Source organism: Pseudogemmobacter sp. W21_MBD1_M6 (genome assembly GCF_052119585.1).
Classification (GTDB): domain Bacteria; phylum Pseudomonadota; class Alphaproteobacteria; order Rhodobacterales; family Rhodobacteraceae; genus JBGQOJ01.
On record NZ_JBGQOJ010000011.1, the window covers coordinates 97118 to 120998 of the forward strand.

Genomic DNA, 23881 nt, shown 5'->3' on the forward strand with positions numbered 1-23881 from the left:
TCAACCCCCGAAATGCAGAACACAGATCAGGGTGAACAGGCGGCGGGCGGTGGGCATGTCAATATCCGCCTTCCCCTCCAGCCGTTCCTGCAAGACGCGCGCGCCTTCGTTGTGGATGCCGCGCCGCGCCATGTCGATCGCCTCTATCTGGCTGGGCGGCAGCTTTTTCACCGCGTCGAAATAGCTTTCGCAGATCTGGAAGTAGTCCTTTACCACCTGCCGGAACGGTCCCAGCGACAGATGGAATTCTGCCGCCTTTTCGCCGGTCCCCGTGGTGATGTCGAACACCAGCCGCCCCTCGCGGATTGCCAGATTCAGCCGATACGGCCCTTTGGGTGCAATCCGGTCCTCGCGCGATGGCAGTTCGAACGCGTTTTCCTCCAGCAGATCGAAAATCGCGACTTTGCGCTCCTGCTCGATTTCGGGCGTGGGGCGGCCAAGGCCGCGGTCATCTATCTCGATATGGCAAAGACGTGACGTCATCAGGTGCCCTCGTTCAATCGGTTCAGGCGGGCACGAACGGACAGGCCATGCGCCTCGAGGCTTTCGGATATCGCCAGACGTTCGGCCGAAGGGCCGATGGCACGCAGGGCTTCGGGGGTCATTTTGGCCAGCGTCGTGCGTTTGATGAAATCCATCACCGACAGCCCGCTGGAGAACCGCGCCGACCGCGCCGTGGGCAACACATGGTTCGGCCCGCCGATGTAGTCGCCGATCGCCTCGGGGGTCCACGCGCCAAGAAAGATCGCGCCGGCATGGGTGATTTTCAGCGATAGCGCATCGGGGTCTTCGACGCACAGTTCCAGATGTTCAGGGGCCATGCGGTTCGACAGCATCGCCGCCTCGTCCAGATCGCGCACCACGATCACCGCGCCGAAATCGCGCCAGCTTGCCCCCGCGATCTTGCGCCGTTCCAGGGTTTCAAGCCGCTTTTCGACCGCCGCCGCGACGGCCTGACCGAAACCCGCATCATCGGTGATCAGGACCGATTGCGCGCTTTCGTCGTGTTCCGCCTGTGACAACAGGTCAACGGCGATCCAGTCGGGGTCATTGTGCCGGTCCGCGATCACCAGAATTTCCGACGGTCCCGCGATCATGTCGATGCCCACCTTGCCGAACACCCGCCGCTTTGCCGCCGCCACAAAGGCGTTGCCGGGGCCGGTGATCTTGTCCACCGGCGCGATGGTTTCGGTGCCATAGGCCAGCGCCGCAATCGCCTGTGCGCCGCCGATGCGGTAAATTTCGTCAACGCCCGCGATCCGTGCCGCAAGCAGAACCAGCGGGTTGCAGATGCCATCCGGCGTCGGCACCACAATCGCCAGACGCTGCACGCCTGCCACCTTGGCCGGTATCGCGTTCATCAGGACCGAACTGGGGTAGCTGGCCAAACCACCCGGCACATAAAGACCGGCGGCAGAAACCGGCGTCCAGCGCCAGCCCAGCATCGCGCCGGTGTCGTCGGTCCACGACTGGTCCTCTGGCATCTGGCGGTCGTGATAGGCACGAATGCGGTCGGCGGCCATTTGCAGGGCGGCGCGATCCTCTGGCCCGACCTTGGCGCATTCGGCTTCTATTTCCCCGGCGGAAAACGCCATCGTTTCCGGCGTCAGGGCCAGTCGGTCGAACTTTTCCGTCAGTTCGATAACGGCCGCATCCCCCCGCGCCCGGACATCCGCGATGATTCCGGCCACGACATCATCGACATCGGGACTATCCTCGCGCTTCATCGTCAAAAGTGCGGCAAAGGCTTCGTCGAAACCGGGGGCGGTCACATTCAGAAACTGCGGCATATGTGGTTACTCCGGGTGCTCTGGCGCGTGTTTCGACGGGGCAACATAGGGCCGCGTCACGTCTTTCAACGTCACATCCAGACATTCGACATCCAGCCCGATGGCCCCGTCGCCCGCCAGCGTCAGAACAATGCGGCCTGCGGCGTCCTCGCCCGGCTCGAACGAGATATCGAGAAGCGACAGAACTGTGTCTTTGTCTTTTGGATCAACGCCTTGGGTCACGACCTTTAGCACGTCTTCGATCATCAGAACCGATTGCACCCGCTCGAACGGGCGCTTGCGACGCTCTGCCGCTGGCGCATCTTCCCAGCGGAACCGGTTCAGCAGGATGGCAAAGCGGCGCGGCCCGCGCTGCCATGTCATTTCAAATCCGGGGAACACCGCATCCTGCGCAAGGCTGGACAGGATCACCAGATCCTCTGGGTCCAGCGCCTTGAGGTTCAGCGGTGCCTCGCGTCCGTCCTCGAACCGTGCATCTTCGGTCATTGGCTTTTCACCCGTTCGATATGCGCGCCGACAGCGCGCAGCTTTTCCTCGACCCGCTCGTAGCCGCGATCAAGATGGTAGACGCGGTTCACAATCGTCTCGCCCTCTGCCGCAAGCCCGGCAAGGATCAACGAGACCGAGGCCCGCAGGTCTGTCGCCATAACCGGCGCCCCCTTCAGCTTGTCCACGCCGGTGACTGTCGCATGTCCGCCATGAACGTCGATTCTGGCCCCCATGCGTATCAATTCCGGCGCATGCATAAAGCGGTTTTCAAATATCTTTTCTTCCAGAACAGACGTGCCCTCGGCGGTGCACAGCAGCGCCATCATCTGCGCCTGCAAATCGGTCGGGAAGCCGGGGAAAGGTTCGGTCACCACGTCAACCGCATTTACGCGGCCATTGCTGCGCTTTACCTTCAGGCCCAGCGGGGTTTCCGTGACATCGACCCCGGCGGCATCCAGTTTCTCGCAGAACGCGCCCACCAGATTGATGCGCCCCCCCAGCAATTCGACCTCGCCACCGCAGAACGCAGGGGCCAGCATATAGGTACCCAGCTCGATCCGGTCGGTCACAACGGGATGCGTCGCGCCGCCCAAGCTGTCGACGCCCTGAATGGTGATGGTAGAGGTGCCATGCCCCTCGATCTGCGCGCCCATCTTGATCAGGCATTCCGCCAGATCGACGATCTCGGGTTCACGGGCGGCGTTTTTCAGCACGGTGGTGCCCTTGGCCAGCGTCGCCGCCATCAGCACATTCTCGGTCGCGCCGACAGACACGACGGGAAACTCGAACGTCGCCCCCTTTAGCCCGCCCCGCGCCTCGGCATGAACATAGCCGTCCTTCAGGTCCAGAACCGCGCCCAGCGCCTCTAGCCCCTTCAGGTGCAAATCGACCGGGCGCGCGCCAATGGCGCAGCCCCCCGGCAGCGACACAATCGCGTGACCGTCGCGGGCCAGCATCGGCCCCAGAACAAGGATCGACGCGCGCATTTTGCGCACGATATCATAGTCCGCCGTGTGATTGTGGATGTCATGGCTGGACATGGCCAGCACCTGACCGCCCTGCATACTTGTCACCTCGGCACCCAGCGATTGCAGCAATTGCGTCATCGTCGCGATGTCGGACAAGCGCGGCGCATTGGTCAGGGTCAGCGGCTCGTGCGACAAAAGTGTCGCAGGCATCAGGGTCAGACAGGCGTTCTTGGCCCCCGCAATCGGGATCTGGCCGCGCAGCTCTCCGCCGCCTTTAACGATGATCGAATCCATGAACCTGCCCTACCCTTGCTCTTTACTGTCGGGTTTTCGCGCCCGAGCCTGTGCCTTACGCTTTGCCATATTGGCTTTCAACGCCGCTTTCAGCCGCTCGTCGCGGGTGGGGGGCGCTTTTGGGCCGGATGGTTTCGCTGTTTTCTTTTCCATAGCACACTCTGTAGCGCAGGGTGCAAAAAGGGTCCAGATTGCCCTTGCACGATAAGTCAATTCCGTCTAATCACCCGCCACACAGACGATGCTGTAGTAGCTCAGTGGTAGAGCGCGTCATTGGTAATGACGAGGTCGGGAGTTCAATCCTCCCCTACAGCACCACCCCCCCCCTAACCGCAAGAACGACCGACATACAGATTGTCGACGGGCTGTTGCGTGCGCCGCTCAACGCAGAAAAAAGCAGGCGCCATCACAGCACCCGCTTTTGTCGGTATTTGAGACGGCCCCGAAGGGCCGCCTGATGTGCACCGGCTGATCAGCTACGGTTCAGGACCGCGTGGATCGCGCCGTTCTTGGCAACGTCGTTGTCTTTGTCGTTGGCCAGAATTGTCTCGATCTGGAACGCCTGCGACAGCGTCAGGTTCGACACATCCGCAGTCGGTGCGATCATCCGCACTTCAAGAAGTTGACCCTGCGACAGCTCATTATTGGCCGTCATGGCCGAAGCGGCAGTTGCGGCACCCAAGGTGATCAGGGAAGCGATGATAAAGCGTTTCATAATATAGTCCTTTCAAGGTTTCTGTCTTTCGTCGGGTCCGTCGTTTGGCCCGATGAGTTCAATCTGGTCTTTCCGCAGTCAGAATGAAAATCACGCTTGGATCGCGGCCGCTCACGCAATCTTGGGGCTATGTGCATGAAACTTTTCGCTTTTATCCGGAACTGGATCAAAACCCCCGCAAATAAGGGGAATTCACATCCAAAGGGTTCGGGGCCTGTTACAGTGCATCACGATCCACTGTCCTTATATGTGATTGAATAGGGAAAACGGGCATTCGCAGCCCTCGTGTGCATATACGCACAGACGGATATATGCCGTGGAAAGAAGCAAAAAGCCCTAAACCGGGTCCGAGCCCCCCTCGCGACCACACAGGATCTGCCCGGAAAATGCCGCGGGCCGTGCCGTTCCAATGGCCAGATCCATACAGCCCACTCCCTTGCCAGCCGTCTTCAGGCGTGGCCCGACGGAACCAAGACTCAACTAAGTCTTGTTTTTCACCAACTTCCCCTGCTCAATTGCACCAGTGACAAAGCAAATACCCCGCGCCCTGAACGACAAAGGATGGACCCTGCGCATGACTCAGACGTTGACCTCTCTTTTTGCGGGACATCCCGACGCGGATTTTGCGATCGGTGCGCCGGGCCGCCCATGGCTGACCTATGCGGGGCTTCGGGCGCAGGTGGCGGCGACGGCTGCGGCGCTTCATGCTGCGGGCGTGGGCCGGGGGGACCGCGTCGCGATCGTCCTGCCGAACGGGCCAGAGATGGCATCAGCCTTTGTGACCATTGCTGCCAGCGCCACAACCGCGCCACTGAATCCCGCCTATACGCAAGAGGAATACGATTTCTACCTGTCCGATCTGAAGGCAAAGGCGATTGTGATCCCCAAAGGTTATGACGGCCCCGCCCTGCCTGCGGCCAGAACCCATGGCCTGATCATTTTGCGACTGTCCTTCGATGCCAGCGCACCCGCCGGCAGCTTTTCCCTGACCGCCGAAGGCACCGATGCGGTCGCCACAGGTGGCGCACCCGATACCGCGCCCGCCGCCCATGACGACATCGCGCTGATCCTGCACACATCCGGCACCACCTCGCGCCCCAAGATCGTGCCGCTGCTGCACTCCAACGTCGCCGCCTCTGCCGCGAACATCACCGCCTCGCTTGCCCTGACTTCAGCAGACCGCTGCCTGAATGTCATGCCGCTGTTCCACATCCACGGGCTTATCGCCGCCGTCAGCGCCACGCTGTCATCCGGCGGGCAGGTCTGGTGCGCCCCCGGCTTTGACGCGCTGAAATTCTTTGGCTGGCTGGATGTGTCGCAACCGACATGGTTCACCGCCGTGCCGACAATGCATCAGGCGATCCTGACCCGCGCGGGGCGTAACGCGGAAACGATCGCGCAGGCCAATCTGCGGTTCCTGCGCTCGTCGTCCGCCTCGCTGCCGCCGCAGGTCATGATCGCCCTGCAGGACACCTTTGGCGCCCCCGTGATCGAGGGCTACGGCATGACCGAGGCCACACACCAGATGGCGTCGAACCCGCTGCCGCCGCGCATGCAGAAACCGGGGTCGGTCGGGGTTGCAGCCGGCCCGATGGTGCGCATCGCACATGAAGCCGACGACCGCCTGCTAACCGAAAGCGAAACGGGAGAGATCGTCATTTCCGGCCTCAATGTCACCCCCGGCTATGAGGGCAACCCAGAGGCCAACGCAAAGGCGTTTTTCATGGCAGAGGGTGCGCGCTGGTTCCGCACCGGCGATCAGGGCGCCTTCGATGCGCAGGGCTACCTTGGCCTGACAGGCCGCCTGAAAGAGATCATCAACCGGGGCGGCGAAAAGATCAGCCCGCTAGAGGTGGACGCCACCCTGATGGACCACCCCGCCGTGCAACAGGTCGTGACCTTTGCCCTGCCCCACCCCAAACTGGGAGAGGAGGTCGCAGCCGCCGTTGTCCTGCGTGACGGGATGCAGGCGACAGAACGCGACATCCGCGATTTCGCCGCCACCAGACTTGCCGCGTTCAAGGTGCCAAGCCGGATCGTCATCCTTGACGAGATCCCCAAAGGGGCGACGGGAAAGATGCAACGCATCGGCCTTGCGGAAAAACTCGGGCTGGTCGGCGTAGCCTGATAAGGGGGAAGACCATGAAAATCTGCATCTTCGGCGCAGGCGCAATCGGCGGCTATATGGGCGCGAAACTGGCACAGGCGGGCGCAGATGTCAGCCTTGTCGCGCGCGGCCCGCATCTGGCCGCCATGCAGGCCAATGGCCTGACCCTGATCGAGGACGGCGTGCGCACGACCCACAAGGTCAATGTCTCCGGCACCCCGGCCGACCTTGGCCCGCAGGACTATGTCATCGTCACGCTCAAGGCACATTCCGTTCCGCCGCTGGTGCCTGCAATGCAACCGCTGATCGACGACACCACCACAATCGTCAGCGGGGTGAACGGCGTGCCATGGTGGTATTTCCATCGCATCGGCGGCCCGCTCGACGGCACGCGCCTCGCCTCTGTCGATCCGGGCGATGCCCAGTGGAACGGCTTTGGTCCCGATAGGGTGCTGGGCTGTGTCGTCTATCCGGCTGCCGAAGTGCCGGCCCCCGGCGTGATCCACCACATCGAGGGCAACCGCTTTTCCCTTGGCGAACCGGACGGCTCCAGATCCGACCGCGCCGTTGCCCTGTCACAGGTCTTGACCGCCGCAGGGCTAAAGGCCCCCGTCCGCCCGCGCATCCGCGACGAAATCTGGGTAAAGCTTTGGGGGAACCTGTCATTCAACCCGATCTCGGCGCTGACCCACGCCACGCTCGACGTCCTGTGCACCGATCCCGGAACCCGCGCGGTCGCCCGCAGCATGATGATCGAGGCCCAACAGATCGCCGAGACTCTAGGCGTAAAATTCCCCATCGACGTGGACCGGCGGATCGATGGCGGTGCCGCAGTCGGGGCGCACCGCACCTCGATGCTGCAAGACCTTGACGCAGGCCGCCCGATGGAGATCGACGCGCTGGTCGCCGCCGTCGCGGAACTGGGGCGGCTGACCGAAACACCGACCCCGACCATCGACACCGTTCTGGCTCTCGTCCGGCTCAGGGCACGCAGCGCGGGGCTCTACTAGCCGCCCCCGCTTGTCTCTTTTTGGAAAAAATATCCCCGCGCGGAGCGCGAAACCGCACGAAGTGCCAGAAGGAATGGCGCCGAAGGCGCCGCCGTTACCTCACACCCAATCCCATGGCCGCGTGAAACTGCCCAGGGCACCGGCCATCTCCGCATCGGACACCGCGCCGGTTCTTGCGATTTTCACCACCAGCCCACGCTTTTTATCCTCTACGACCGTGCTCACATGCCCGGCAATCCCTGCCCGCGCCAGCGCCTCGTTGTAGGTGCGGGTCATTGCCATCTTGCGCAGATCCGGCTTGAACACCTTGCCCACAGCGGTCTTTGGCAGTTCCGGCAGGATCTCGATGTACTTGGGTTGCGCGGCCCGTTCGTGCACATGGGCGTTGGCGTATTCCATCAACTCCTCCAGCGTCACCTCGGCCCCCGCCACAAGTTCGACATAGGCGCAGGGCACCTCGCCCGCGTGGATATCGGGCTGCCCGATCGCACCGACAAAGGCAACGGCGGCATGCCCCATCAGGGCCTCTTCGATTTCGGCGGGGTCGATATTGTGGCCGCCGCGAATGATCAGATCCTTGGCGCGGCCGGTGATATACAGATACCCCTCTGCGTCCATCCGCCCCAGATCGCCGGTGCGCAGCCATTTGCCATCGGCAAAAAGCCCGATATTCTTGTCTGCCTCTGTATAGGTGTGCCCGTCATAAACGCCGGGATTCGAAACGCAGATTTCGCCGACCTCGTCCACCCCACACTCGTGGATGATCGCGCCACCGCTATCGCAATGCAGGATCCTGATATCCGTATAGGGAAAGCGAAGGCCAACCGACCCGATCTTCTTTTCCCCGTGATAGGGGTTGATCGACACAAGGCAGGTCGCCTCTGTCATCCCGTACCCCTCGACCAGCGTCACGCCCGTTGCGGCCTCGAACCGGCGGAACAGCTCGACCGGCAAAGGCGACGACCCCGAAAACGCGGTTTTCAAAGACGAGATATCCGCATCCACCGGTCGCTGCATCAGGGCCGACATCGCCGTGGGAACCGTGATGACGAATGTCACCTTCCAACGCTCTATCAGCTTCCAGAAATTATCGAACACCCCGTCGCCGCGGTAGCCCGCAGGGGTCGGAAACACCACATGCGCCCCCGACGCGACAGAGGACATCATGACCGGATAGGCGGCAAACACATGGAACAGCGGCAAGGGGCAGATGATCGTATCCGTCTCTTTGAACAGCAGCGTTTTGCCCAGCCAACCGTTATAAATCATCCCCGAAAAACGGTGCTGTGCGACCTTTGGCATCCCCGTGGTGCCGCCGGTGTGAAAATAGGCGCAGACGCGGTCTTCGGGCGTATCCTCGAAGGTCAGCGCGGTCTTCTGCTTGCCAAGTTCAGCGTTGAAATCGCGCACTCTGGCGGTATGCGCGACCGGGTTTTTCGGGCGCACAAGCGGCACGATCCACGATTTCGGCGGCGTCAGATAGCGCAAAAGATCGACTTCCAGCACCGTCCGTACATTCGGCGCCATGGCGACCGCTTCGGCCGCCTTTTGCGCCACATCGGTTTTCGGAAAGGCGCGAAGGGTGACCAGAACCTTGGCGTTGGTTTCGCGCAGGATTGCGGCGATCTGTTCGGCGTCCAGCAAGGGGTTGATCGGGTTCACAATTCCCGCCGTGGCCCCACCAAGCAGGGTGATCGCCGTTTCCAGACAGTTCGGCAAAAGATAGGCGACCACATCGCCCTTCTCTATCCCCAGACCGCGGAACAGGTTCGCGGCCTGCGTGACCTTGCCGTGGAACCCGCGCCAGTTCAGCGTTTCCGCCTTGTCTTTCGGACCCGAGAACAACTGGAAGGTGATCGCGTTCCGGTCCGCATGGGCCGTCGCGGTCTTGGTCAGGTACTCATACAACGTGACGGCGGGTGCGCGATCCTTCCAGGACAACGCGCTTTCATAGGCCGCAACCTCGGCTCGGGTGGCAAAATTGGTCATTCGGGTCTCCTCCCCACTGCCCTTGAGGCATTCTTGTTATGGGGAAAATGCGGGGAAACCCGACGCCGATCAAGCGTGACGCAGCGAAACAGCCGTTATTCCGCTGCAAGCCCCTCTGTGAACTGAAGCCGCGCCAGCCGTGCATAAAGCCCGCCTTCGGCCACAAGCGCGTCATGCGTGCCCTCGGCCACGATCTGCCCCGCCTCGAACACCAGAATGCGGTCGGCCTTCTTGACCGTCGCCAAACGGTGCGCGACGATCAGCGTCGTGCGGTCGCGGGCCATTGCCTCGACTGCGGTCTGCACCGCGCGTTCGCTTTCGGCGTCCAGCGCCGATGTCGCCTCGTCCAGCAACAGGATCGGGGCATCGCGCAGAATGGCCCGCGCGATGGCGATCCGTTGCTTTTGCCCCCCCGACAGCATCACGCCGCGCTCTCCGACATAGGTGTTGTAGCCCTCGGGCAAGGCGCTGAGGAAATCATGCGCCGCAGCGGCCTTGGCGGCCTCTTCGACCTCGGTGTCACTGGCCTCGGGGCGACCGAAGCGGATGTTGTCCCGCGCACTTGCGGCAAAGATCACCGGGTCCTGCGGCACCAGCGCGATATGCTTGCGGAATTCCGCCCGCGCCATGTCGCGCAGATCGACACCGTTCAACCGGATCGCCCCCGTTGTCGGGTCATAGAACCGCAACAAAAGCTGGATGATCGTCGTTTTCCCCGCGCCCGAAGGCCCGACAAGGGCGACCGTTTCGCCCGGCTGGATCGTAACGCTGATGCCGTTCAAGGCCGCCTGCGTCGGGCGCGCAGGATAGCGAAAGACCACGTTGTCGAACTCTATCGTGCCCTGCCGGATGTCGGGAACCGCCACGGGGTGATCGGGATCATCGACGGTATCCTCGACGGTCAACAGCTCGACCAGACGTTCCGTCGCGCCGGCGGCGCGCTGCAATTCGCCCCAGATCTCTGTCAGCGCGGCAACGCCGCCCGCCACCATGATCGCGTAAATCAGGAACTGCACCAGCTCGCCCGAACTCATCACGCCAGCCCGCACATCGCGCGCGCCGATCCATAGAACACCGACAACACCGGTGAAAATCAGAAAGATCACGATGACGGTCATGATCGCCCGCGTCCCGATCCGCTTTTGCGCGGCAATGTAAGATTTCTCGGTCACGTCCCAGAATGATTTGCGGTTCTGCGCCTCGTGGGTGAACGCCTGGACGGTCTGGACCGAGGACAGCGCCTCTGATGCGTTACCGGACGAATTCGCGATCCAATCCTGATTTTCACGGCTCAACACCCGCAACCGTCGCCCCAGAACGATGATCGGCACGACAACCGCAGGCACGATCAACAGCACCAGCCCCGTCAGCTTGGCGCTGGTCAGAAGCATCAGAACAATACCGCCGAAAAAGATCAGCACGTTGCGCAGGGCGACAGACACGCTGGACCCGATCACCGACAACAGCAGCGTCGTATCAGTTGTGATCCGGCTCAGCACCTCGCCCGTCATGATTTTTTCGTAGAACGTCGGGCTCATCCCGATCACGCGATCAAAGACAGAGGTGCGGATATCGGCAACCACACGTTCGCCCAGACGGGTCACCAGATAATACCGCAGGCCGGTGCCGACCGCCAACAGCGCGGCAAGCGCAAGGGCCGCGCCGAAATACTGATCCAGCAGGCCGGCCTCTTTGGTGTCGAATCCGTCGATCACCCGCCGCACCGCAAGCGGCAGCGAAAGCGAGACAAACGCCGTCAGAACCAGCGCCATTCCCGCCAGCGCAACCAGCTTTCGATAGGGCTTTATGTAGGGCATCAACCCCTGCAACGCGCCGATCTTCTTTGACTTCGCGCGCTCTTCTTCACTGGTGCCCGGTTTCGCGGCCATAAGGTTTGTCCTTTGAATATTTGGGTCAGACATAAAGACGCGCGACGCAAGCGGCAAGCGCAGGATCGTCGCGGGGGCAATCGCGCCTGGATTTCGACGGGGCCAAAGGCGCAATCCGGCAGTTCAACGCATCGCAGGGCATCGTTTCCAGAACATTTATGAAATTGGAGCGGGCGACGGGAATCGAACCCGTGTCTTTAGCTTGGAAGGCTAAGGTCTTACCATTACACAACGCCCGCTCGGGCAATATGTGCATATTCCACCTGACAATAATGGTCAAGAAGCGCTGAAAAAAACTATTGGACAAAGGTGCCCGAACAGGCACCGCGTCCCGCCCGACTGTTGCGCCCCGGATCAAAGCGCGTCGGGCGAAATCGTCGGAAGAGTGATGAAGAATGTCGTCCCCACGCCCAGTTCACTGACATAGTCGATGGTGCCGTGATGCTTTTCCAGAATGCGGCGGGTGATGTTCAACCCAAGCCCCGACCCGCCCTTTTTCCGCGTGTCCGACGCGTCCACCTGCGAAAAGGGGCCAAAGACCTTGTCCTCGACGTTGTCCGGCATCCCGATCCCGTTGTCGCGCACCGAAAGACAAAGCCCGGCATCGTGCGATTGCAAAGACACCGCGACCGATCCGCCGCTGTTGGAAAACTTGAACGCGTTGGACAATACATTTCCCAAAACCTGCATCAACCTGCCATGATCGCCCTTCACATACAGCGGCTGCTCTGTCCCTGTGGTGACAATCGTGACGTTCATTGAACTGGCAAAGCCCTCGCAGGCCTCGACCGAGTCCTGAACAAGCTGTGCCATATCAACGGCAACCAGATCGACGGTCAGTTCCCCTGTCTCGATTTTTTGCAGATCAAGCAAATCGTCGATCAACGCGGCCAGGCGGTTACTGTTGCTTCTGGCAATGGTCAGAAGGCGCTTCATCTCTTGCGGAACCTCGCCCACCACACCGGCATCCAGCAGATCAAGAGAACCCTTTATCGAGGTCAAAGGGGTGCGCAGTTCGTGGCTGACAGTGGACAGGAACTGCGATTTTGCCCTGTCTGCCGCTCTGGCCTGCTCTGCCGCCTGTCGCAATGCGGCGGCATCGCGCTGTTGCGTCGAGACATCGACAAAGGTCACGACCCAGCCCATCGAAATCCTGGACGGGCTGAGCGGGCTATAGATGACTTTGGCCTGCGGGGCGAACCAGCGACCGTTCCACATCATCGGCTCGTTCTGCACAAGATGTCCGGTGGTGAAAAGCTGGGTGACAACCGGGCCAATTCCCTTCAGCCGTGCCGATACCGTGAACGGCAACGGCAGATGCAGGTCAAAGACCCCCCGCGCTGCGGGATTGTATCCGGCAACCGAGCCGTCAGAATCCATAATTATGATCGGATTTTTCGTGTTGTAGAACAAAAGATCGCGGGCGATGGCGTGGATGTCCATCATCCGGTTGTTGGCCAACATCCAGCTGAATGCCGCCAGAACAAAGGTAAAGGTGAACGGCGTCGGATCGAACCCGGCGATCGTGAACCCGCCAATGACATAGGCCAGATTGCCGGCAATCGGAACAAGGGTGATCAGCAACAGCATGCCGAAGAACCCCCGCACCCCCGGCAGGGCGCGCCGCGCGGCAAGGGATGCGATTATGACCGGTGCCATGATCAACAGGTAGTTATAGACAATCGCGCCATAGAACAGCGGCCCGTGATCATAGACCACCGACATCCGCCCCGACAGATCGACAAGCCGCGTTTGCGGGCCGTAGAAGGCATGATGCCAGCCATTGCTGATGGCGCTTCCGGCAATGACGGCAGGCCCCGCGAACAAGATGGCGTGCCGCCACCGCTTGAATTTCCGCTCTTGTCCAAGGGCATAGTCGAACAGGAACAGGGTCCAGGCGGTGACCATAAGCACGATACCGGGCCAGGCGGCCTGCGCCCAGAAAACCTTGCATTCCACCCCGCTGGACCCAAGTTCCAGCAGGGCGGCCAATAGCCACCACAGCATTGCAAGATGGGTGATCAGAAAGGTCGCTTTTCCCGGAAAGTCATGCTGCCCCCACACCCAGACGGTGAGAAACACCAGCCCCAGCCACACAGCCGAAACCGCGACAATCACGGGGTCCATAAGGTCGATCACAAGGCAGGATATCATATGCGGACCGAAGGGGCGAAAGGAACCGACCGCCCCATACAACAGGTAAAACCGTGCCGCATGTCCAGGCTATTATTTCTATGTGACATTGATACCTTATAACTGAATCATATGATAAACCGACGCCAGCCTCGAAACCGGACACATCACATCGCCCGCGTTCCCGGCCAAAGCCGCGCCCCATTCCGCCCACCTCGCGGCAGACCGCAGGAATCCGAAGCCGTCGATCACCCTATACAACTCATAATTGTTGAGACAAATCACGGGCCGCTGTCAAGGCGATACGCCATGCGAAAGGGGATAGATCCCAAAAGGTCGCAGCAGCGGGGGGTGGCCTTGACCCATATCAATGCCTGCGCACACCAGGCTGCCTAGGGTTGCGCATGTATCCAGAACAGGCAATCGCGATGACCCAAGCCCCTCACGTGACGCCCAAGGCCCTTGATCCGCAGGTTCTGCGCCGTGAAACCGATCAGACAGCCCTTCGGTTCAAGACAACCGCAGACCTGAAGGACATCACCGGTTTGATCGGTCAGGACCGCGCGGTCGACGCGATCCGTCTGGCGGCCAGCATCCCGCACCGGGATTTCAACGTGTTTGTCGTGGGCCCCGCCGGAACGGGCCGTCATCGCGCCGTCGACAGGCTGCTGCGAACAGAGGCCGAAAAACGCGCCGTGCCTTGCGACTGGGCCTATGTGAACAACTTCGATGCGCCGCATAAACCGCATGCCTTGCGCCTTCCGCCCGGCACTGCGGACAGGCTGAAATCCGCGATGGAAGAGCTGGTCGATGACCTGACCATCGAAATTTCGGCCGCTTTTGAATCCGAAGACTATCAAACCAAACGCCGCGCAATCGAACAAGAGTTCGGGCAGCGTCACGAAGACAGTTTCGCAGACTTCTACGAGGCCGCGAAAAAGCAGAACGTTGCCGTGCTGCATACGCCGATGGGCTTCACGCTGGTCGCGCTTTTGAATGGAGAGATCATAAAGCCGGAGGCCTACGAGGCACTGGGCGACACAGAACGGGACGCAATCGACGCAAAGGTCGAAGCCCTGCAACAACAACTGGCCGAGATTTTACAGTCCATACCGGGTGAGGAAAAAGAGCATCGGGCCCGCGTCGAGAAACTCCATGCCGATATGGCCGAGCAGATCGTTTCCACCCAGATCAATCAGGTCAAAAAGCAGTTTGCCGACGTCGATCCGATCCAGACCTACATCGCCGCAGTGCGTCAGGATATGGCAATGAATGCCGAACTATTCCTGCAAGCGCGACATGGAGGGGACAACAACACCTTCCCCGGTGCGATCGTCAAATATCACAGCCTGCCGCTGTTCCGTCGCTACGCGGTCAACGTGATGGTATCGCATAATGGCCCGCGCAAATCGGGCGCACCGCTGGAAAAAGAGATCCTGCCGACGCTCGGAAACCTGACCGGACGGGTCGAGCATGAATCAGAGATGGGCACGCTGCAAACCGATTTCACGCTGATCAAACCCGGTGCGCTGCACCGCGCGAACGGCGGTTATCTGGTTCTGGACGCCCGACGCGTCCTGACCGAACCTTTGGCATGGGAGGCCCTGAAACGGTGTCTGGACAACAAGGTCATCGCAATCGCATCAATGAGCGAGTTTCTTGGCTTGGGCATGACCAAATCGCTGGAACCGGACCCGATCCCGCTGGATGTGCGGATCATCCTGATCGGCGACAGGATGCTGTATCTGCTGCTTGGCCTTTACGATCCCGATTTTGGCAGGCTGTTCAAACTTCAGGCCGATTTCGAGGATGACGTGCCGCGCACCTCTCGCAACCTCCAGCTTTTTGCGCGGGTGATCGCGACCGCCGCCCGCCACGACGATGTGCGCCCGCTCACTGCGCCGGGCGTTGCGCGGCTGCTGGATCAGGCCGTGCGCCTTGCCGACGACAGCACGCGGTTCTCGCTTAATCTGGGGGCGCTGACCGACATCATGCGAGAGGCGGATTTCTACGCGGGCGCGGCCAAGCGATCAGAGATCACGCGCGACGACATCGAACACGCCGTCACTCAGGCTGAACGGCGCGCATCGCGCATCAGGGACCGCAGCCATGAAATGATCAAGCGCGACACAATCCTGATCGACACATCGGGGGCTGCGGTCGGCCAGATCAACGGATTGTCCGTGCTGGACATCGGCACCTTCCGCTTTGGTCAGCCCACACGCATCTCGGCGCGGGTGCGCGTCGGCGCGGGCAAAGTGGTCGACATCGAGCGCGAGGTGGAACTGGGCGGCCCGCTGCATTCCAAAGGCGTGCTGATCCTGTCGGGGTATCTGGCCGCGAAATACGCGCTGGAGGCGCCGATGTCGCTGCATGCCAGCATCGTGTTCGAGCAAAGCTATGGCGGTGTCGATGGCGACAGTGCCTCGTCGGCAGAACTGTATGCGCTGCTGTCCGCGCTGTCCGGCGTGCCGATCCAGCAGCGGTTCGCGGTGACCGGATCGGTCAATCAGGCGGGACAGGTGCAGGCGATCGGCGGGGTGAACGAAAAAATCGAAGGGTTCTTTGATATCTGCAAGGCCCGCCGCCTGACTGGTCATCAGGGCGTGCTGATTCCGGCCTCGAATGTAGAGCATCTGATGCTGCGCGCCGATGTGGTCGAGGCCGCACGCAAGGGCTCATTCCAGATCATCCCGATCAAGACCATTGATCAGGGGATAGAGGTTCTGACCGGCCTTGCCGCAGGCCAGCGTGACAAGACGGGACAGTTCCCCGAAGGCTCTGTCAATGCGCGGGTCGAGGCAAAAATGCGGTCCTTTGCCGAGATGCGAAAGCGTTTCGGGCGCATCGCACCAGAGGGAGAGGCACAATGACCCCCTCTGGCACGGCCCCCGCGCACCACCGCATTGTGATCGGGGCAAGCTGCTACGCCGATGCGATGCGGGCAATTCCGCTGGCGGCCATTCTGGCAAGCTGGGCGAAATCCGACCTGCGCGGCGTCCTGGTCGAAGACACCCAAACGCTGGTGATCGCGGAGCTTCCGTTTTCACGCGGGGTGACGGCGGCTGGCACAAGGGTCGCATCGGTCACACGGCAACAGATCGAGCTGTCTCTTTCGGGGGATGCCCGCGCGTTTCAGACGGACCTTGCCCGACGCGCGAAAGAGGGCCTGCGCGACTGGACTTTTGAAACCCTGCACGGCGAGGTGATGGCCCAGACGCTGGCCGCAGCGGATCAGGGAGATATCGTCCTGATCGGGCACCGCAGGCTGCACGAGCACATCGGCCCGATCGCGTGGCTATGCGACCCCGACCAGACGACGCGCCGCAGCTTCGACATTGCCGCCGCCCTTGCACGCAATCTGCAAACACCGCTGGCCGTTTACGTTGTCGCCCCACCGCAGGGCGCGCCGGATCAGGCGATGGCCACGGTTGAAACCCTCGTTCGCCGGGCGGGTCTGCGCGGATCAACGGTGCGGGCGTTCGGGACCACATCCGACCTGCTTGCCGCATTGAACCGCAGCAATTGTTCGGCCGTTGTCGTCGATCTGGCCGCAGGCCCGCTGCGCTCTGCCGCCGATCTGGCCGCGCTGCGCGATAACGCCCGATGTTCTCTTGTCATTCTGGGGGCGGTGGCAGACCTGTCCTGACCCCCGCCCGCATCGTCCTTCATGAAAGCCCTGCACATAATGGCACACGCCCCCGTTCCACCGCCGGCTTTGGCCCGCCGGATCACCCTGCCGCTGATCGTGCTTTACGGGCTGGGCGTGACCATCGGCGCGGGGATCTACGTTCTGATCGGTGTCAGCGTCGATGGCGCGGGCATCCACGCGCCCGCCTCGTTTCTGTTCGCCGCAGTCGTCATGGCCTTTAGCGCCTGCGCCTTCGCCGAACTGTCGGGCCGTCACCCCCAAAGTGCTGGCGAAGCGATCTATGTCGATGCCGCCTTCGGGGTGGGCTGGCTGACCCGCATCACCGGCATGACCGTTATTCTGGCCGCAACCGTTGCCGCAGCCGCCATCACGCTGGGCAGCAGCGGTTACATCCGGTCCCTTCTGGATTTGCCCGAACCTGTGGTCGTGTCTGCCATTGTCATCACCATGGGCGCGATTGCCGCCTATGGCATTCTGGAATCCGTGATCTTTGCCGCGATCCTGACCGTGATCGAAACGGCGGGCCTGCTTGTCATCATCGGGGCCGGACTTTGGGCGCATCCCGACATTCTGACGCGCCTACCTGCGGTCCTGCCCCCCCTATCCGATCCTGTCGCCCTTGGCGCGGTTTTTACCACCAGTCTGGTCGCCTTCTTTGCCTTCATCGGCTTCGACGACATCGTCAATCTGGCAGAGGAGGCGCAGAACCCGACACGCACCCTGCCCTTGGGCATTGCGGCAACGCTGGTCATCGCGACGCTGCTGTATTTCATGGTCGTGTCGGTCGCCGTTCTGACCGTCCCGCATCCTGACCTGATCAACACCGGCGCACCGATCAGCCTGTTGTTCGAGCGCCTGACAGGCCTGCCACCGCTGGCCATCACGCTGATCGCAATCGTGGCGACACTGAACGGGATCGTCATTCAGATCATCATGGGGTCGCGGGTGCTGTATGGTCTGGCCAAAAAGGGGCGGCTGCCCACCGTCCTTGCGCGGGTGCATCCCGTCACCCGCACGCCGGTGATTGCCACTGTCCTGATCTCGGGGGCGATCCTTGCGTTGGCGCTGTTTTTCCCGATCGGGCGTCTGGCGGAAATGACGACACAGGCGGTTCTGGTTGTCTTTGTTTTGGTGAATGCGGCGCTGGTCCGAATGAAGCTGCGCAAAGACCCGGTGCCTGTGGGCATTTTCACTGTTCCGCTATGGGTGCCGGTCGCGGGCACCCTGACGTGCATCGCGCTGCTGGTCGGCCCGCTGTTCATCTGAAGGCAGAAAAATGTCAAACCCCGACCCACCCGGCGACAAACGCAAACCGAACACGGTTCTGGGCTGGGTGCGGGGGCATGTCCCGCCGGGCCTGCGGCTGGTTCTCGGGATTTTATGCATCATCGGCGGGATATTGGGTGCCTTGCCGGTGCTTGGGTTCTGGATGATCCCGCTTGGCATCGCGATTGCGGGGCTGGACATAAAGCCGCTGTGCCGCAAGTACAAACGCCGCCGGAAACAGGACGGCTCTGTCAAACCGCCAGGGCCGCCAGATTCCTGACCACCGCAGCCGCAAAGGCATCCGTTCCCAACGTGCCGCCCAAGTCACGGGTGCGGGTTTCGGGGGCGGAACAGGTCGCCTCCAGCGCGCGGTGCATCAGGGCGGCGGCGGACCGGAACGCGGGCTCTGCGCGGCGCTCTCCCAGCCAGTGCATCAGCATCGCCGCAGACCCGATCAACGAGGCCGGATTGGCGATGTTCCGGCCTGCCAGATCGGGCGCCGACCCGTGCTGCGCCTGCGCCACAGCGTGATCGGTGCCCGCATTCAAAGACGCGGCAAGCCCAAGGCTGCCCGAGAGTTCAGAGGCCTGATCCGAAAGGATATCGCCGAACATATTGGTTGTGACAATCACATCGAAAGCCCCCGCATCGCGCACCAGAAGGGCGGCCATCGCATCGACAAGACGTTCTTCGTAGTCCACCTGCGGATAGCGTTTCGCCACCGCGCGGGTACACTCCAGATACAACCCGTCCGACAGCCGGAACACATTGGCCTTATGCACGGATGTCACCTTGCCGCGCCGCTGTGACGCCAGTTCGAACGCCACCTCTGCGATCCGTGTGCAGGCCTGCCGCGTCACGTTGCGCACCGCAATGGCCACGTCGGGGGTCGGCATGAATTCCCCGTTACCGGCATACATGTTGCGATCGGCATAGAAGCCTTCGGTGTTCTCGCGCACGATAACCAGATCGACGTCGCTGCCGCAGCGCGGCGGCAATCCGGCAATCGTCTTTGCGGGGCGGATATTGGCGAACAGATCCAACCCCTTGCGCAGGGCACCGGACGGATTGATCCCGCCCTCGGCCACCGGCGGGTATTCGTTGTGCGACACCGGCCCAAGGATCGCACCATCCGCCGCCTGCACGATGTCAAAACTAGGGCGCGGCAGGGTCGTTCCATGGGCACGCAGCGCGTCAAAGCCGATCACGGCGGGCCGGAACGTCAGCATCAGACCGCATTGCGCTGCGGCCGCGTCCAGCACGGTTTGTGTGGCCTTGGTGATCTCGGGGCCGATGCCGTCACCGGACAGGATTGCAAGCGTGGCACAACGGGTCGACATCGGGCAGATCTCCTTGGGTTCAGGTGGCGTCAGGCGATGCGGACCGCCCCTGCCCCACCTTAAACCGGAACATTCTGCCGGATGAAACTGTCAATTTCGGATGCGGGTCTGGCACCGGCCAAACGCGCCACCTCGCGGCCCTTTGCATACAGGATCAACAGCGGGATGCCCCGAATACCCAGCTTTTGCGAGATCGCCGGATGGTCCTGCGTGTCGATCTTGGCAAAGCGCACCTTGGACCTGAACGTCATTGCCGCGCTGGCAAAATTCGGGGCCATCATCCGGCAGGGGCCGCACCACGGCGCCCAATAGTCCACGATGATCGGCAAGGTGTCGCCCTTGGTCGCCTTGTCGTGGATTTTCGGGTCCAGCTCTGCCACTTTTCCGTTCGCCAAAGCCTCGCCGCAGGTCGCGCATTTCGGCCCTGCCCCCAGTTTGTCCACCGGCACACGGTTTGCCTGTCCACAGGTCATGCAGGTCAGTTTTACGGCGTCCACCATTACAGGGCTCCTTCCGGTTGCGTCCTGTGCCCTATGTAGGTTGCAGGCGTGGCCCCTTTCAATAGCCGGGCCGGTTGCGTCGCCCGAAAAGCGCGGTATCTTGGCGCAGGACACAAGGAACATCAGAATGACCGACATCGAAAAGCCCGAAGGCGAATTGACGCTGCGCACATTGGCAATGCCAGCAGACGTCAATGTGAACGGCGACATCTTCGGCGGCTGGGTGCTGTCGCAAATGGACATCGCCGCGGGCATCATTGCAGGCACCCGCGCGGCAGGGCGGGTGACGACGGTGGCGCTGGATGCGATGAAATTCATTCGTCCGGTCAAGGTAGGTGACGTGCTGTGCATTTACGGGCGGGTCGAACGCGTCGGGCGCACTTCTATGGCCATCGGAATCGAGGCGTGGGTGCTGCGTAACCGCATCGGTCAGCGGGAAAAGGTGACAGAGGCCACGTTCACCTTCGTCGCAATCGACGAGGCCGGTCGCCCGATGCCGGTGCCCCCGATGCCCGTGCCGCAGTGACATTTCCCAGCCCCGCGCCGACAGGAACAACATGACACGCCCCGACGTTGTGGTGATCGGTGCCGGCCTGTCCGGGCTGACGGCAGCCGTTCTTCTGCATCAGGCCAACCTGCGCGTCACCGTGTTGGAGGCGGCGGACCGCACCGGCGGCAGGATCAGGTCCGTCGTGGACCCCGTCAACGGCGCTTTGCTGGGGGATCTGGGGCCGACATGGGTCTGCCCCCCCTACCAGCCCGTCGTCGCAGACTGGTTGCACAGGCTGCGTGTCGAAACCTTCGCGCAATTCAATGACGGAAACGCCGTGATCGAGGGGTTCGGCGGTGGTCTGCGCCATCAAACCCTGCCCGCGCAGCACGGAATGCTGCGGATCAAAGGCGGGCCACAGGCGCTGGTTTCGGCATTGGCGCAGCGGTTGCCCGACACCGCGATCCGCACGTGCGCGCAGGTCGTCCGGCTGGCGGCGCAGGGGTCGGGGGGCCTTGCGCTGACGCTGTCATCGGGCGAAACAATCCACGCCGACAGGGTGGTTCTTGCCGCCCCGCTTCGGGTTGCGGCGGCGCATGTCGACATGCCCGACATGCCCCCCGCCGTTCTGGCCGCGATGGCGGGTCGCCCCACATGGATGGCGGCGCAGGCCAAGGCGGTCGTGCTTTACCCGACGCCCTTCTGGCGGGATGCGGGCCTGTCCGGGCGCATCGCCAGCCAGACCGGCCCTTTGATAGAGGCGCATGATCACACCCCGTCCGGCGGCAGCGTCGCTGCGATCTTCGGCTTTGTCGGGTCATCCCCCGCCCCAAGACGCGCCGACCCCGACGGGCTGCGCAAGGCCATTCTGGCGCAGCTTATCCGCTGCTTTGGCGACAAGGCCGCGCATCCCCTGGCTTTGGTGGTTGAGGACTGGTCGATGTCGCCACTGATCTGCACCGGGGCCGATCTTGCAGAGGCACCGCAGCACCCTGTCACCGGCCCCGACATCCTGCGTCAACCGCTGCTTGCGGGGCGGTTGTTTCTGGCGGCCTCGGAAACATCCGACCTTAGCCCGGGGCTTATTGAGGGCGCGCTGGACGCGGGCCAACGCGCCGCCAACGACATCCTGTCGCGCCTGTAAACGCGGGCGCGTGTGTCGCGTCAGTCCAGCCGGACCGATGGCGACACCGTGGCATCAGACGCCGAGAACGGCAAAGATGACAGCGCCACATTGGCCCCCAGCGCGATCACAAGGACCGCGACGAAAGAGATGATCATAACCTTCATCGGATGCTCCTAATTCGCACAGCCATGCGCATATTCATTCTGCAGGCGTGGCGGATTTTTCCGCCCCTGATTGCTTGGCCTGCACCTCTTCCACCCAAAGGTCGTGATGCTGACGCGCCCATTCCAGATCGACATCGCCATCACCCATCGCGTCATACGCGCCCTGCATCCCGACGGAGCCGATATAGATATGCGCGATGATGATCACCATCAGCGCGAAGCTGACAATCACATGCCAGATCTGCGCCAATTGCATTTCCTCTTGCGGCGCCAACGCCGTCGGCAAGGCGTCAAGCCCGACCAGTCCCGGCAATCCCAGCGCGTTAAGTTTTGCAAAGGTGGCCGCGAACAACGGCATCTCGAACGGGAACAACAGCGACAGCCCAGAGACCGAGATCGACGCGCCAAGCACGATCACCGACCAGAAGATAATCTTCTGACCCGCGTTGAACTTTTTGGCCGATGGATGCGAATGCTTCGAGAACAGCCCGCCCCCCTTGGCCAGCCAGATCAGGTCCAGCCGGTTCGGAATATTATGGGCGACCCACATCACAAAGACCAGCACCAGCCCCAGCATGAACGCCCAGGAGACGTTGTTGTGAATCCATTTGGCGCCAATGGCGACAGGCGAAAAGGCATCATGCCCGACCAGCGGAATAAGCGCGACGCGCCCGAACAGCGTGGTCAATCCGGTCAGCCCCAAAAGGATGAACGACCCCGCGATCAACCAGTGGCCGAAACGCTCGACCGGCTTGAACCGCTCGATCGTGATGCCGGCCAGACCGCCATCGACCATGATGCGACCACGCAGCACATAGAACAGCGCCAACAACCCGATCATCCCCAACAGCGCATAGCCGCCATAGGTGCTGACCGGACCGGCCCGCAGCGTCAGCCAGCGCATGCCGCCGTCCTGAATAAACACATCCGACGCAGGCCCGTTGTTGGACGCTTTCACGTCTAGCGTGTTGTAGCGCATCCCGCGATAGACATCGGCATCCGACGGGCCGCCGCGTGTCGCAAGCGGGCTGTCGGGCGGTGGCGGGACATTGTCCGCCCCCGTCACCCCGCTTCGGAAGGTGTCGTCGATGGCAACGCCTTTCTGGCGTTCCAGAATATCCTGCAAGGTTTGCGCGCCACCGGTCGCAGCGCGATCCGCAGGCGGGACAACCATGTCCTGATCCTGCGCGAATACCGGCTGGGCCGAGACCATCATCAGGCAAAGCAGCGAAATTGATAGGGATTTGAACGTCACAGGTGACCCTCCCGGTAAGCGGGGAAATGAATTGTCATAGGGAAACGCGGCAGGCAGGAAACCCGCCCGCCGCATTGGATGGCCAAAGATCAGCCGCCCTTTGTCTCGTATGCGGTGCCCCAGCCCCAGGCGCCCGCGCCAAACCCACGGGCGACAACGCGCTCGCGGTAGATGGCAGAGACGTCGTCGCCGTCACCGGCCAAAAGCGCCTTGGTCGAGCACATCTCGGCACAGATCGGCAGCTTGCCTTCCGCGATCCGGTTCCGCCCGTATTTGCGGAACTCGGCCTCCGAGTTGTCCTCTTCGGGGCCACCGGCACAGAAGGTGCATTTGTCCATCTTTCCCCGAGAGCCAAAGTTGCCGGCCTGCGGATACTGCGGCGCGCCGAAGGGGCACGCGTAAAAGCAATAGCCGCAACCGATGCACAGGTCTTTCGAGTGCAGGACAATACCGTCTTCGGTCTGGTAGAAGCAATCGACCGGACAGACCGCCATACAGGGCGCGTCCGAGCAGTGCATACAGGCAACAGAGATCGACCGTTCGCCCGGTTTGCCATCACCGATGGTGATGACCCGGCGGCGGTTGATGCCCCATGGCACCTCGTGCTCGTTCTTGCATGCGGTGACGCAGGCGTTGCATTCAATGCAGCGTTCGGCATCGCAAAGGAACTTCGCGCGGGCTTTTCCTCCAAGTGTTGTCGTCAT

At 62.0% G+C, this 23881-nt stretch carries 22 protein-coding genes and 2 tRNA genes; 9 read left to right on the forward strand and 15 right to left on the reverse strand.

All coding sequences use genetic code 11. From position 1 onward, the window contains the following. Genes ACEN2R_RS12655 through ACEN2R_RS12675 form a run of 5 tightly spaced genes read right to left on the reverse strand, consistent with a single transcriptional unit; the run spans position 1 to position 3694 of the window. Complete coding sequence (locus tag ACEN2R_RS12655; RefSeq protein ID WP_442042711.1) at positions 1-483, reverse strand: UPF0262 family protein; 483 nt, start codon at positions 481-483, stop codon at positions 1-3. Next, positions 483-1790 (reverse strand): histidinol dehydrogenase, encoded by a 1308-nt coding sequence (gene hisD / locus ACEN2R_RS12660; protein ID WP_442042713.1) that lies wholly within the window; start codon positions 1788-1790, stop codon positions 483-485. Before hisD ends, ACEN2R_RS12655 begins: the two co-directional genes overlap by 1 nt. A gap of 6 nt (positions 1791-1796) precedes the next feature. Next, complete coding sequence (locus ACEN2R_RS12665) at positions 1797-2276, reverse strand: DUF2948 family protein (protein WP_442042715.1); 480 nt, start codon at positions 2274-2276, stop codon at positions 1797-1799. Further along, positions 2273-3541, reverse strand: coding sequence for a UDP-N-acetylglucosamine 1-carboxyvinyltransferase (murA, locus tag ACEN2R_RS12670; protein WP_442042717.1), 1269 nt, complete (start codon positions 3539-3541; stop codon positions 2273-2275). Before murA ends, ACEN2R_RS12665 begins: the two co-directional genes overlap by 4 nt. A gap of 9 nt (positions 3542-3550) precedes the next feature. Beyond that, the gene (locus ACEN2R_RS12675) at positions 3551-3694 is read right to left on the reverse strand and encodes a hypothetical protein (protein ID WP_442042719.1); all 144 of its coding nucleotides are present in this window, start codon (positions 3692-3694) and stop codon (positions 3551-3553) included. A gap of 90 nt (positions 3695-3784) precedes the next feature. Here ACEN2R_RS12675 and ACEN2R_RS12680 point away from each other — a divergent pair. Continuing rightward, positions 3785-3859, forward strand: a tRNA-Thr gene (locus ACEN2R_RS12680). 154 nt (positions 3860-4013) lie between these two features. On the opposite strand, the gene ACEN2R_RS12685 is transcribed toward ACEN2R_RS12680, so the two are convergent. After that, complete coding sequence (locus ACEN2R_RS12685; RefSeq protein WP_442042721.1) at positions 4014-4256, reverse strand: hypothetical protein; 243 nt, start codon at positions 4254-4256, stop codon at positions 4014-4016. A gap of 574 nt (positions 4257-4830) precedes the next feature. On the opposite strand from ACEN2R_RS12685, the gene ACEN2R_RS12690 reads away from it, so the two are divergent. Together ACEN2R_RS12690 and ACEN2R_RS12695 are read left to right on the forward strand one after the other, a co-directional pair. Continuing rightward, complete coding sequence (locus ACEN2R_RS12690; RefSeq protein ID WP_442042723.1) at positions 4831-6384, forward strand: acyl--CoA ligase; 1554 nt, start codon at positions 4831-4833, stop codon at positions 6382-6384. Positions 6385-6398: 14 nt separating this feature from the next. Next, complete coding sequence (locus ACEN2R_RS12695) at positions 6399-7373, forward strand: 2-dehydropantoate 2-reductase (RefSeq protein WP_442042725.1); 975 nt, start codon at positions 6399-6401, stop codon at positions 7371-7373. A gap of 99 nt (positions 7374-7472) precedes the next feature. Here ACEN2R_RS12695 and ACEN2R_RS12700 read toward each other — a convergent pair whose 3' ends face one another. The 4 genes from ACEN2R_RS12700 to ACEN2R_RS12715 form a co-directional block, all read right to left on the reverse strand. Further along, positions 7473-9362: an acyl-CoA synthetase gene (locus ACEN2R_RS12700; protein WP_442042727.1), complete on the reverse strand. Its 1890-nt coding sequence runs from the start codon at positions 9360-9362 to the stop codon at positions 7473-7475. 95 nt (positions 9363-9457) lie between these two features. Then, positions 9458-11251, reverse strand: a complete 1794-nt coding sequence (locus tag ACEN2R_RS12705) for an ABC transporter transmembrane domain-containing protein (protein WP_442042729.1) — start codon at positions 11249-11251, stop codon at positions 9458-9460. Between the two features lie 165 nt (positions 11252-11416). Then, positions 11417-11490 (reverse strand) — tRNA-Gly (locus ACEN2R_RS12710). 115 nt (positions 11491-11605) lie between these two features. After that, the gene (locus ACEN2R_RS12715; RefSeq protein WP_442042731.1) at positions 11606-13405 is read right to left on the reverse strand and encodes a histidine kinase N-terminal 7TM domain-containing protein; all 1800 of its coding nucleotides are present in this window, start codon (positions 13403-13405) and stop codon (positions 11606-11608) included. A 407-nt stretch (positions 13406-13812) separates the two neighbouring features. On the opposite strand from ACEN2R_RS12715, the gene ACEN2R_RS12720 reads away from it, so the two are divergent. Genes ACEN2R_RS12720 through ACEN2R_RS12735 form a run of 4 tightly spaced genes read left to right on the forward strand, consistent with a single transcriptional unit; the run spans position 13813 to position 18582 of the window. Continuing rightward, positions 13813-16257 carry a Lon protease family protein gene (locus ACEN2R_RS12720; protein WP_442042733.1) on the forward strand — a complete coding sequence of 815 codons (2445 nt, stop codon included), beginning with the start codon at positions 13813-13815 and terminating at the stop codon, positions 16255-16257. After that, the gene (locus ACEN2R_RS12725) at positions 16254-17033 is read left to right on the forward strand and encodes a hypothetical protein (protein ID WP_442042735.1); all 780 of its coding nucleotides are present in this window, start codon (positions 16254-16256) and stop codon (positions 17031-17033) included. The genes ACEN2R_RS12720 and ACEN2R_RS12725 overlap by 4 nt, the downstream gene beginning before the upstream one ends. Before the next feature lie 39 nt (positions 17034-17072). Continuing rightward, the gene (locus ACEN2R_RS12730; protein WP_442042736.1) at positions 17073-18302 is read left to right on the forward strand and encodes an APC family permease; all 1230 of its coding nucleotides are present in this window, start codon (positions 17073-17075) and stop codon (positions 18300-18302) included. A gap of 10 nt (positions 18303-18312) precedes the next feature. Next, a complete protein-coding gene (locus ACEN2R_RS12735; RefSeq protein WP_442042738.1) occupies positions 18313-18582 on the forward strand; it encodes a hypothetical protein in 270 nt (89 codons plus the stop codon). Here the strand turns inward: ACEN2R_RS12735 and ACEN2R_RS12740 are convergent. Both ACEN2R_RS12740 and trxC read right to left on the reverse strand, forming a co-directional pair. Further along, positions 18554-19642: an isocitrate/isopropylmalate dehydrogenase family protein gene (locus ACEN2R_RS12740; RefSeq protein ID WP_442042740.1), complete on the reverse strand. Its 1089-nt coding sequence runs from the start codon at positions 19640-19642 to the stop codon at positions 18554-18556. The two genes, ACEN2R_RS12735 and ACEN2R_RS12740, sit on opposite strands and share 29 nt — an antisense overlap. Before the next feature lie 59 nt (positions 19643-19701). Beyond that, on the reverse strand, positions 19702-20142 hold the full coding sequence (gene trxC / locus ACEN2R_RS12745; protein WP_442042742.1) for a thioredoxin TrxC: 441 nt from the start codon (positions 20140-20142) through the stop codon (positions 19702-19704). Between the two features lie 127 nt (positions 20143-20269). Between trxC and ACEN2R_RS12750 the strand changes: the two genes are divergently transcribed. Together ACEN2R_RS12750 and ACEN2R_RS12755 are read left to right on the forward strand one after the other, a co-directional pair. Then, complete coding sequence (locus ACEN2R_RS12750; protein ID WP_442042744.1) at positions 20270-20668, forward strand: acyl-CoA thioesterase; 399 nt, start codon at positions 20270-20272, stop codon at positions 20666-20668. Between the two features lie 31 nt (positions 20669-20699). Further along, positions 20700-21776: a flavin monoamine oxidase family protein gene (locus tag ACEN2R_RS12755; protein WP_442042746.1), complete on the forward strand. Its 1077-nt coding sequence runs from the start codon at positions 20700-20702 to the stop codon at positions 21774-21776. Positions 21777-21796: 20 nt separating this feature from the next. On the opposite strand, the gene ACEN2R_RS12760 is transcribed toward ACEN2R_RS12755, so the two are convergent. The 3 genes from ACEN2R_RS12760 to fdh3B form a co-directional block, all read right to left on the reverse strand. Next, positions 21797-21922, reverse strand: a complete 126-nt coding sequence (locus ACEN2R_RS12760; protein WP_442042748.1) for a hypothetical protein — start codon at positions 21920-21922, stop codon at positions 21797-21799. Between the two features lie 34 nt (positions 21923-21956). Then, on the reverse strand, positions 21957-23138 hold the full coding sequence (locus ACEN2R_RS12765; protein WP_442042778.1) for a formate dehydrogenase subunit gamma: 1182 nt from the start codon (positions 23136-23138) through the stop codon (positions 21957-21959). A gap of 128 nt (positions 23139-23266) precedes the next feature. After that, complete coding sequence (gene fdh3B, locus ACEN2R_RS12770; protein WP_442042750.1) at positions 23267-23881, reverse strand: formate dehydrogenase FDH3 subunit beta; 615 nt, start codon at positions 23879-23881, stop codon at positions 23267-23269.

Excerpts from the sequence above, each read along its gene's own strand:
- hisD (WP_442042713.1), bottom strand. The coding sequence starts at position 1,790 with ATGCCGCAGTTTCTGAATGTGACCGCCCCCGGTTTCGACGAAGCCTTT.
- ACEN2R_RS12665 (WP_442042715.1), bottom strand. The coding sequence starts at position 2,276 with ATGACCGAAGATGCACGGTTCGAGGACGGACGCGAGGCACCGCTGAAC.
- ACEN2R_RS12725 (WP_442042735.1), top strand. The coding sequence starts at position 16,254 with ATGACCCCCTCTGGCACGGCCCCCGCGCACCACCGCATTGTGATCGGG.
- ACEN2R_RS12740 (WP_442042740.1), bottom strand. The coding sequence starts at position 19,642 with ATGTCGACCCGTTGTGCCACGCTTGCAATCCTGTCCGGTGACGGCATC.
- ACEN2R_RS12750 (WP_442042744.1), top strand. The coding sequence starts at position 20,270 with ATGACCGACATCGAAAAGCCCGAAGGCGAATTGACGCTGCGCACATTG.
- murA (WP_442042717.1), bottom strand. The coding sequence starts at position 3,541 with ATGGATTCGATCATCGTTAAAGGCGGCGGAGAGCTGCGCGGCCAGATC.
- ACEN2R_RS12730 (WP_442042736.1), top strand. The coding sequence starts at position 17,073 with ATGGCACACGCCCCCGTTCCACCGCCGGCTTTGGCCCGCCGGATCACC.
- ACEN2R_RS12675 (WP_442042719.1), bottom strand. The coding sequence starts at position 3,694 with ATGGAAAAGAAAACAGCGAAACCATCCGGCCCAAAAGCGCCCCCCACC.
- ACEN2R_RS12690 (WP_442042723.1), top strand. The coding sequence starts at position 4,831 with ATGACTCAGACGTTGACCTCTCTTTTTGCGGGACATCCCGACGCGGAT.
- trxC (WP_442042742.1), bottom strand. The coding sequence starts at position 20,142 with ATGGTGGACGCCGTAAAACTGACCTGCATGACCTGTGGACAGGCAAAC.
- ACEN2R_RS12735 (WP_442042738.1), top strand. The coding sequence starts at position 18,313 with ATGTCAAACCCCGACCCACCCGGCGACAAACGCAAACCGAACACGGTT.
- ACEN2R_RS12700 (WP_442042727.1), bottom strand. The coding sequence starts at position 9,362 with ATGACCAATTTTGCCACCCGAGCCGAGGTTGCGGCCTATGAAAGCGCG.
- ACEN2R_RS12765 (WP_442042778.1), bottom strand. The coding sequence starts at position 23,138 with ATGATGGTCTCGGCCCAGCCGGTATTCGCGCAGGATCAGGACATGGTT.
- ACEN2R_RS12685 (WP_442042721.1), bottom strand. The coding sequence starts at position 4,256 with ATGAAACGCTTTATCATCGCTTCCCTGATCACCTTGGGTGCCGCAACT.
- ACEN2R_RS12760 (WP_442042748.1), bottom strand. The coding sequence starts at position 21,922 with ATGAAGGTTATGATCATCTCTTTCGTCGCGGTCCTTGTGATCGCGCTG.
- ACEN2R_RS12715 (WP_442042731.1), bottom strand. The coding sequence starts at position 13,405 with ATGATATCCTGCCTTGTGATCGACCTTATGGACCCCGTGATTGTCGCG.
- ACEN2R_RS12755 (WP_442042746.1), top strand. The coding sequence starts at position 20,700 with ATGACACGCCCCGACGTTGTGGTGATCGGTGCCGGCCTGTCCGGGCTG.
- ACEN2R_RS12695 (WP_442042725.1), top strand. The coding sequence starts at position 6,399 with ATGAAAATCTGCATCTTCGGCGCAGGCGCAATCGGCGGCTATATGGGC.
- fdh3B (WP_442042750.1), bottom strand. The coding sequence starts at position 23,881 with ATGACGACAACACTTGGAGGAAAAGCCCGCGCGAAGTTCCTTTGCGAT.
- ACEN2R_RS12705 (WP_442042729.1), bottom strand. The coding sequence starts at position 11,251 with ATGGCCGCGAAACCGGGCACCAGTGAAGAAGAGCGCGCGAAGTCAAAG.
- ACEN2R_RS12655 (WP_442042711.1), bottom strand. The coding sequence starts at position 483 with ATGACGTCACGTCTTTGCCATATCGAGATAGATGACCGCGGCCTTGGC.
- ACEN2R_RS12720 (WP_442042733.1), top strand. The coding sequence starts at position 13,813 with ATGACCCAAGCCCCTCACGTGACGCCCAAGGCCCTTGATCCGCAGGTT.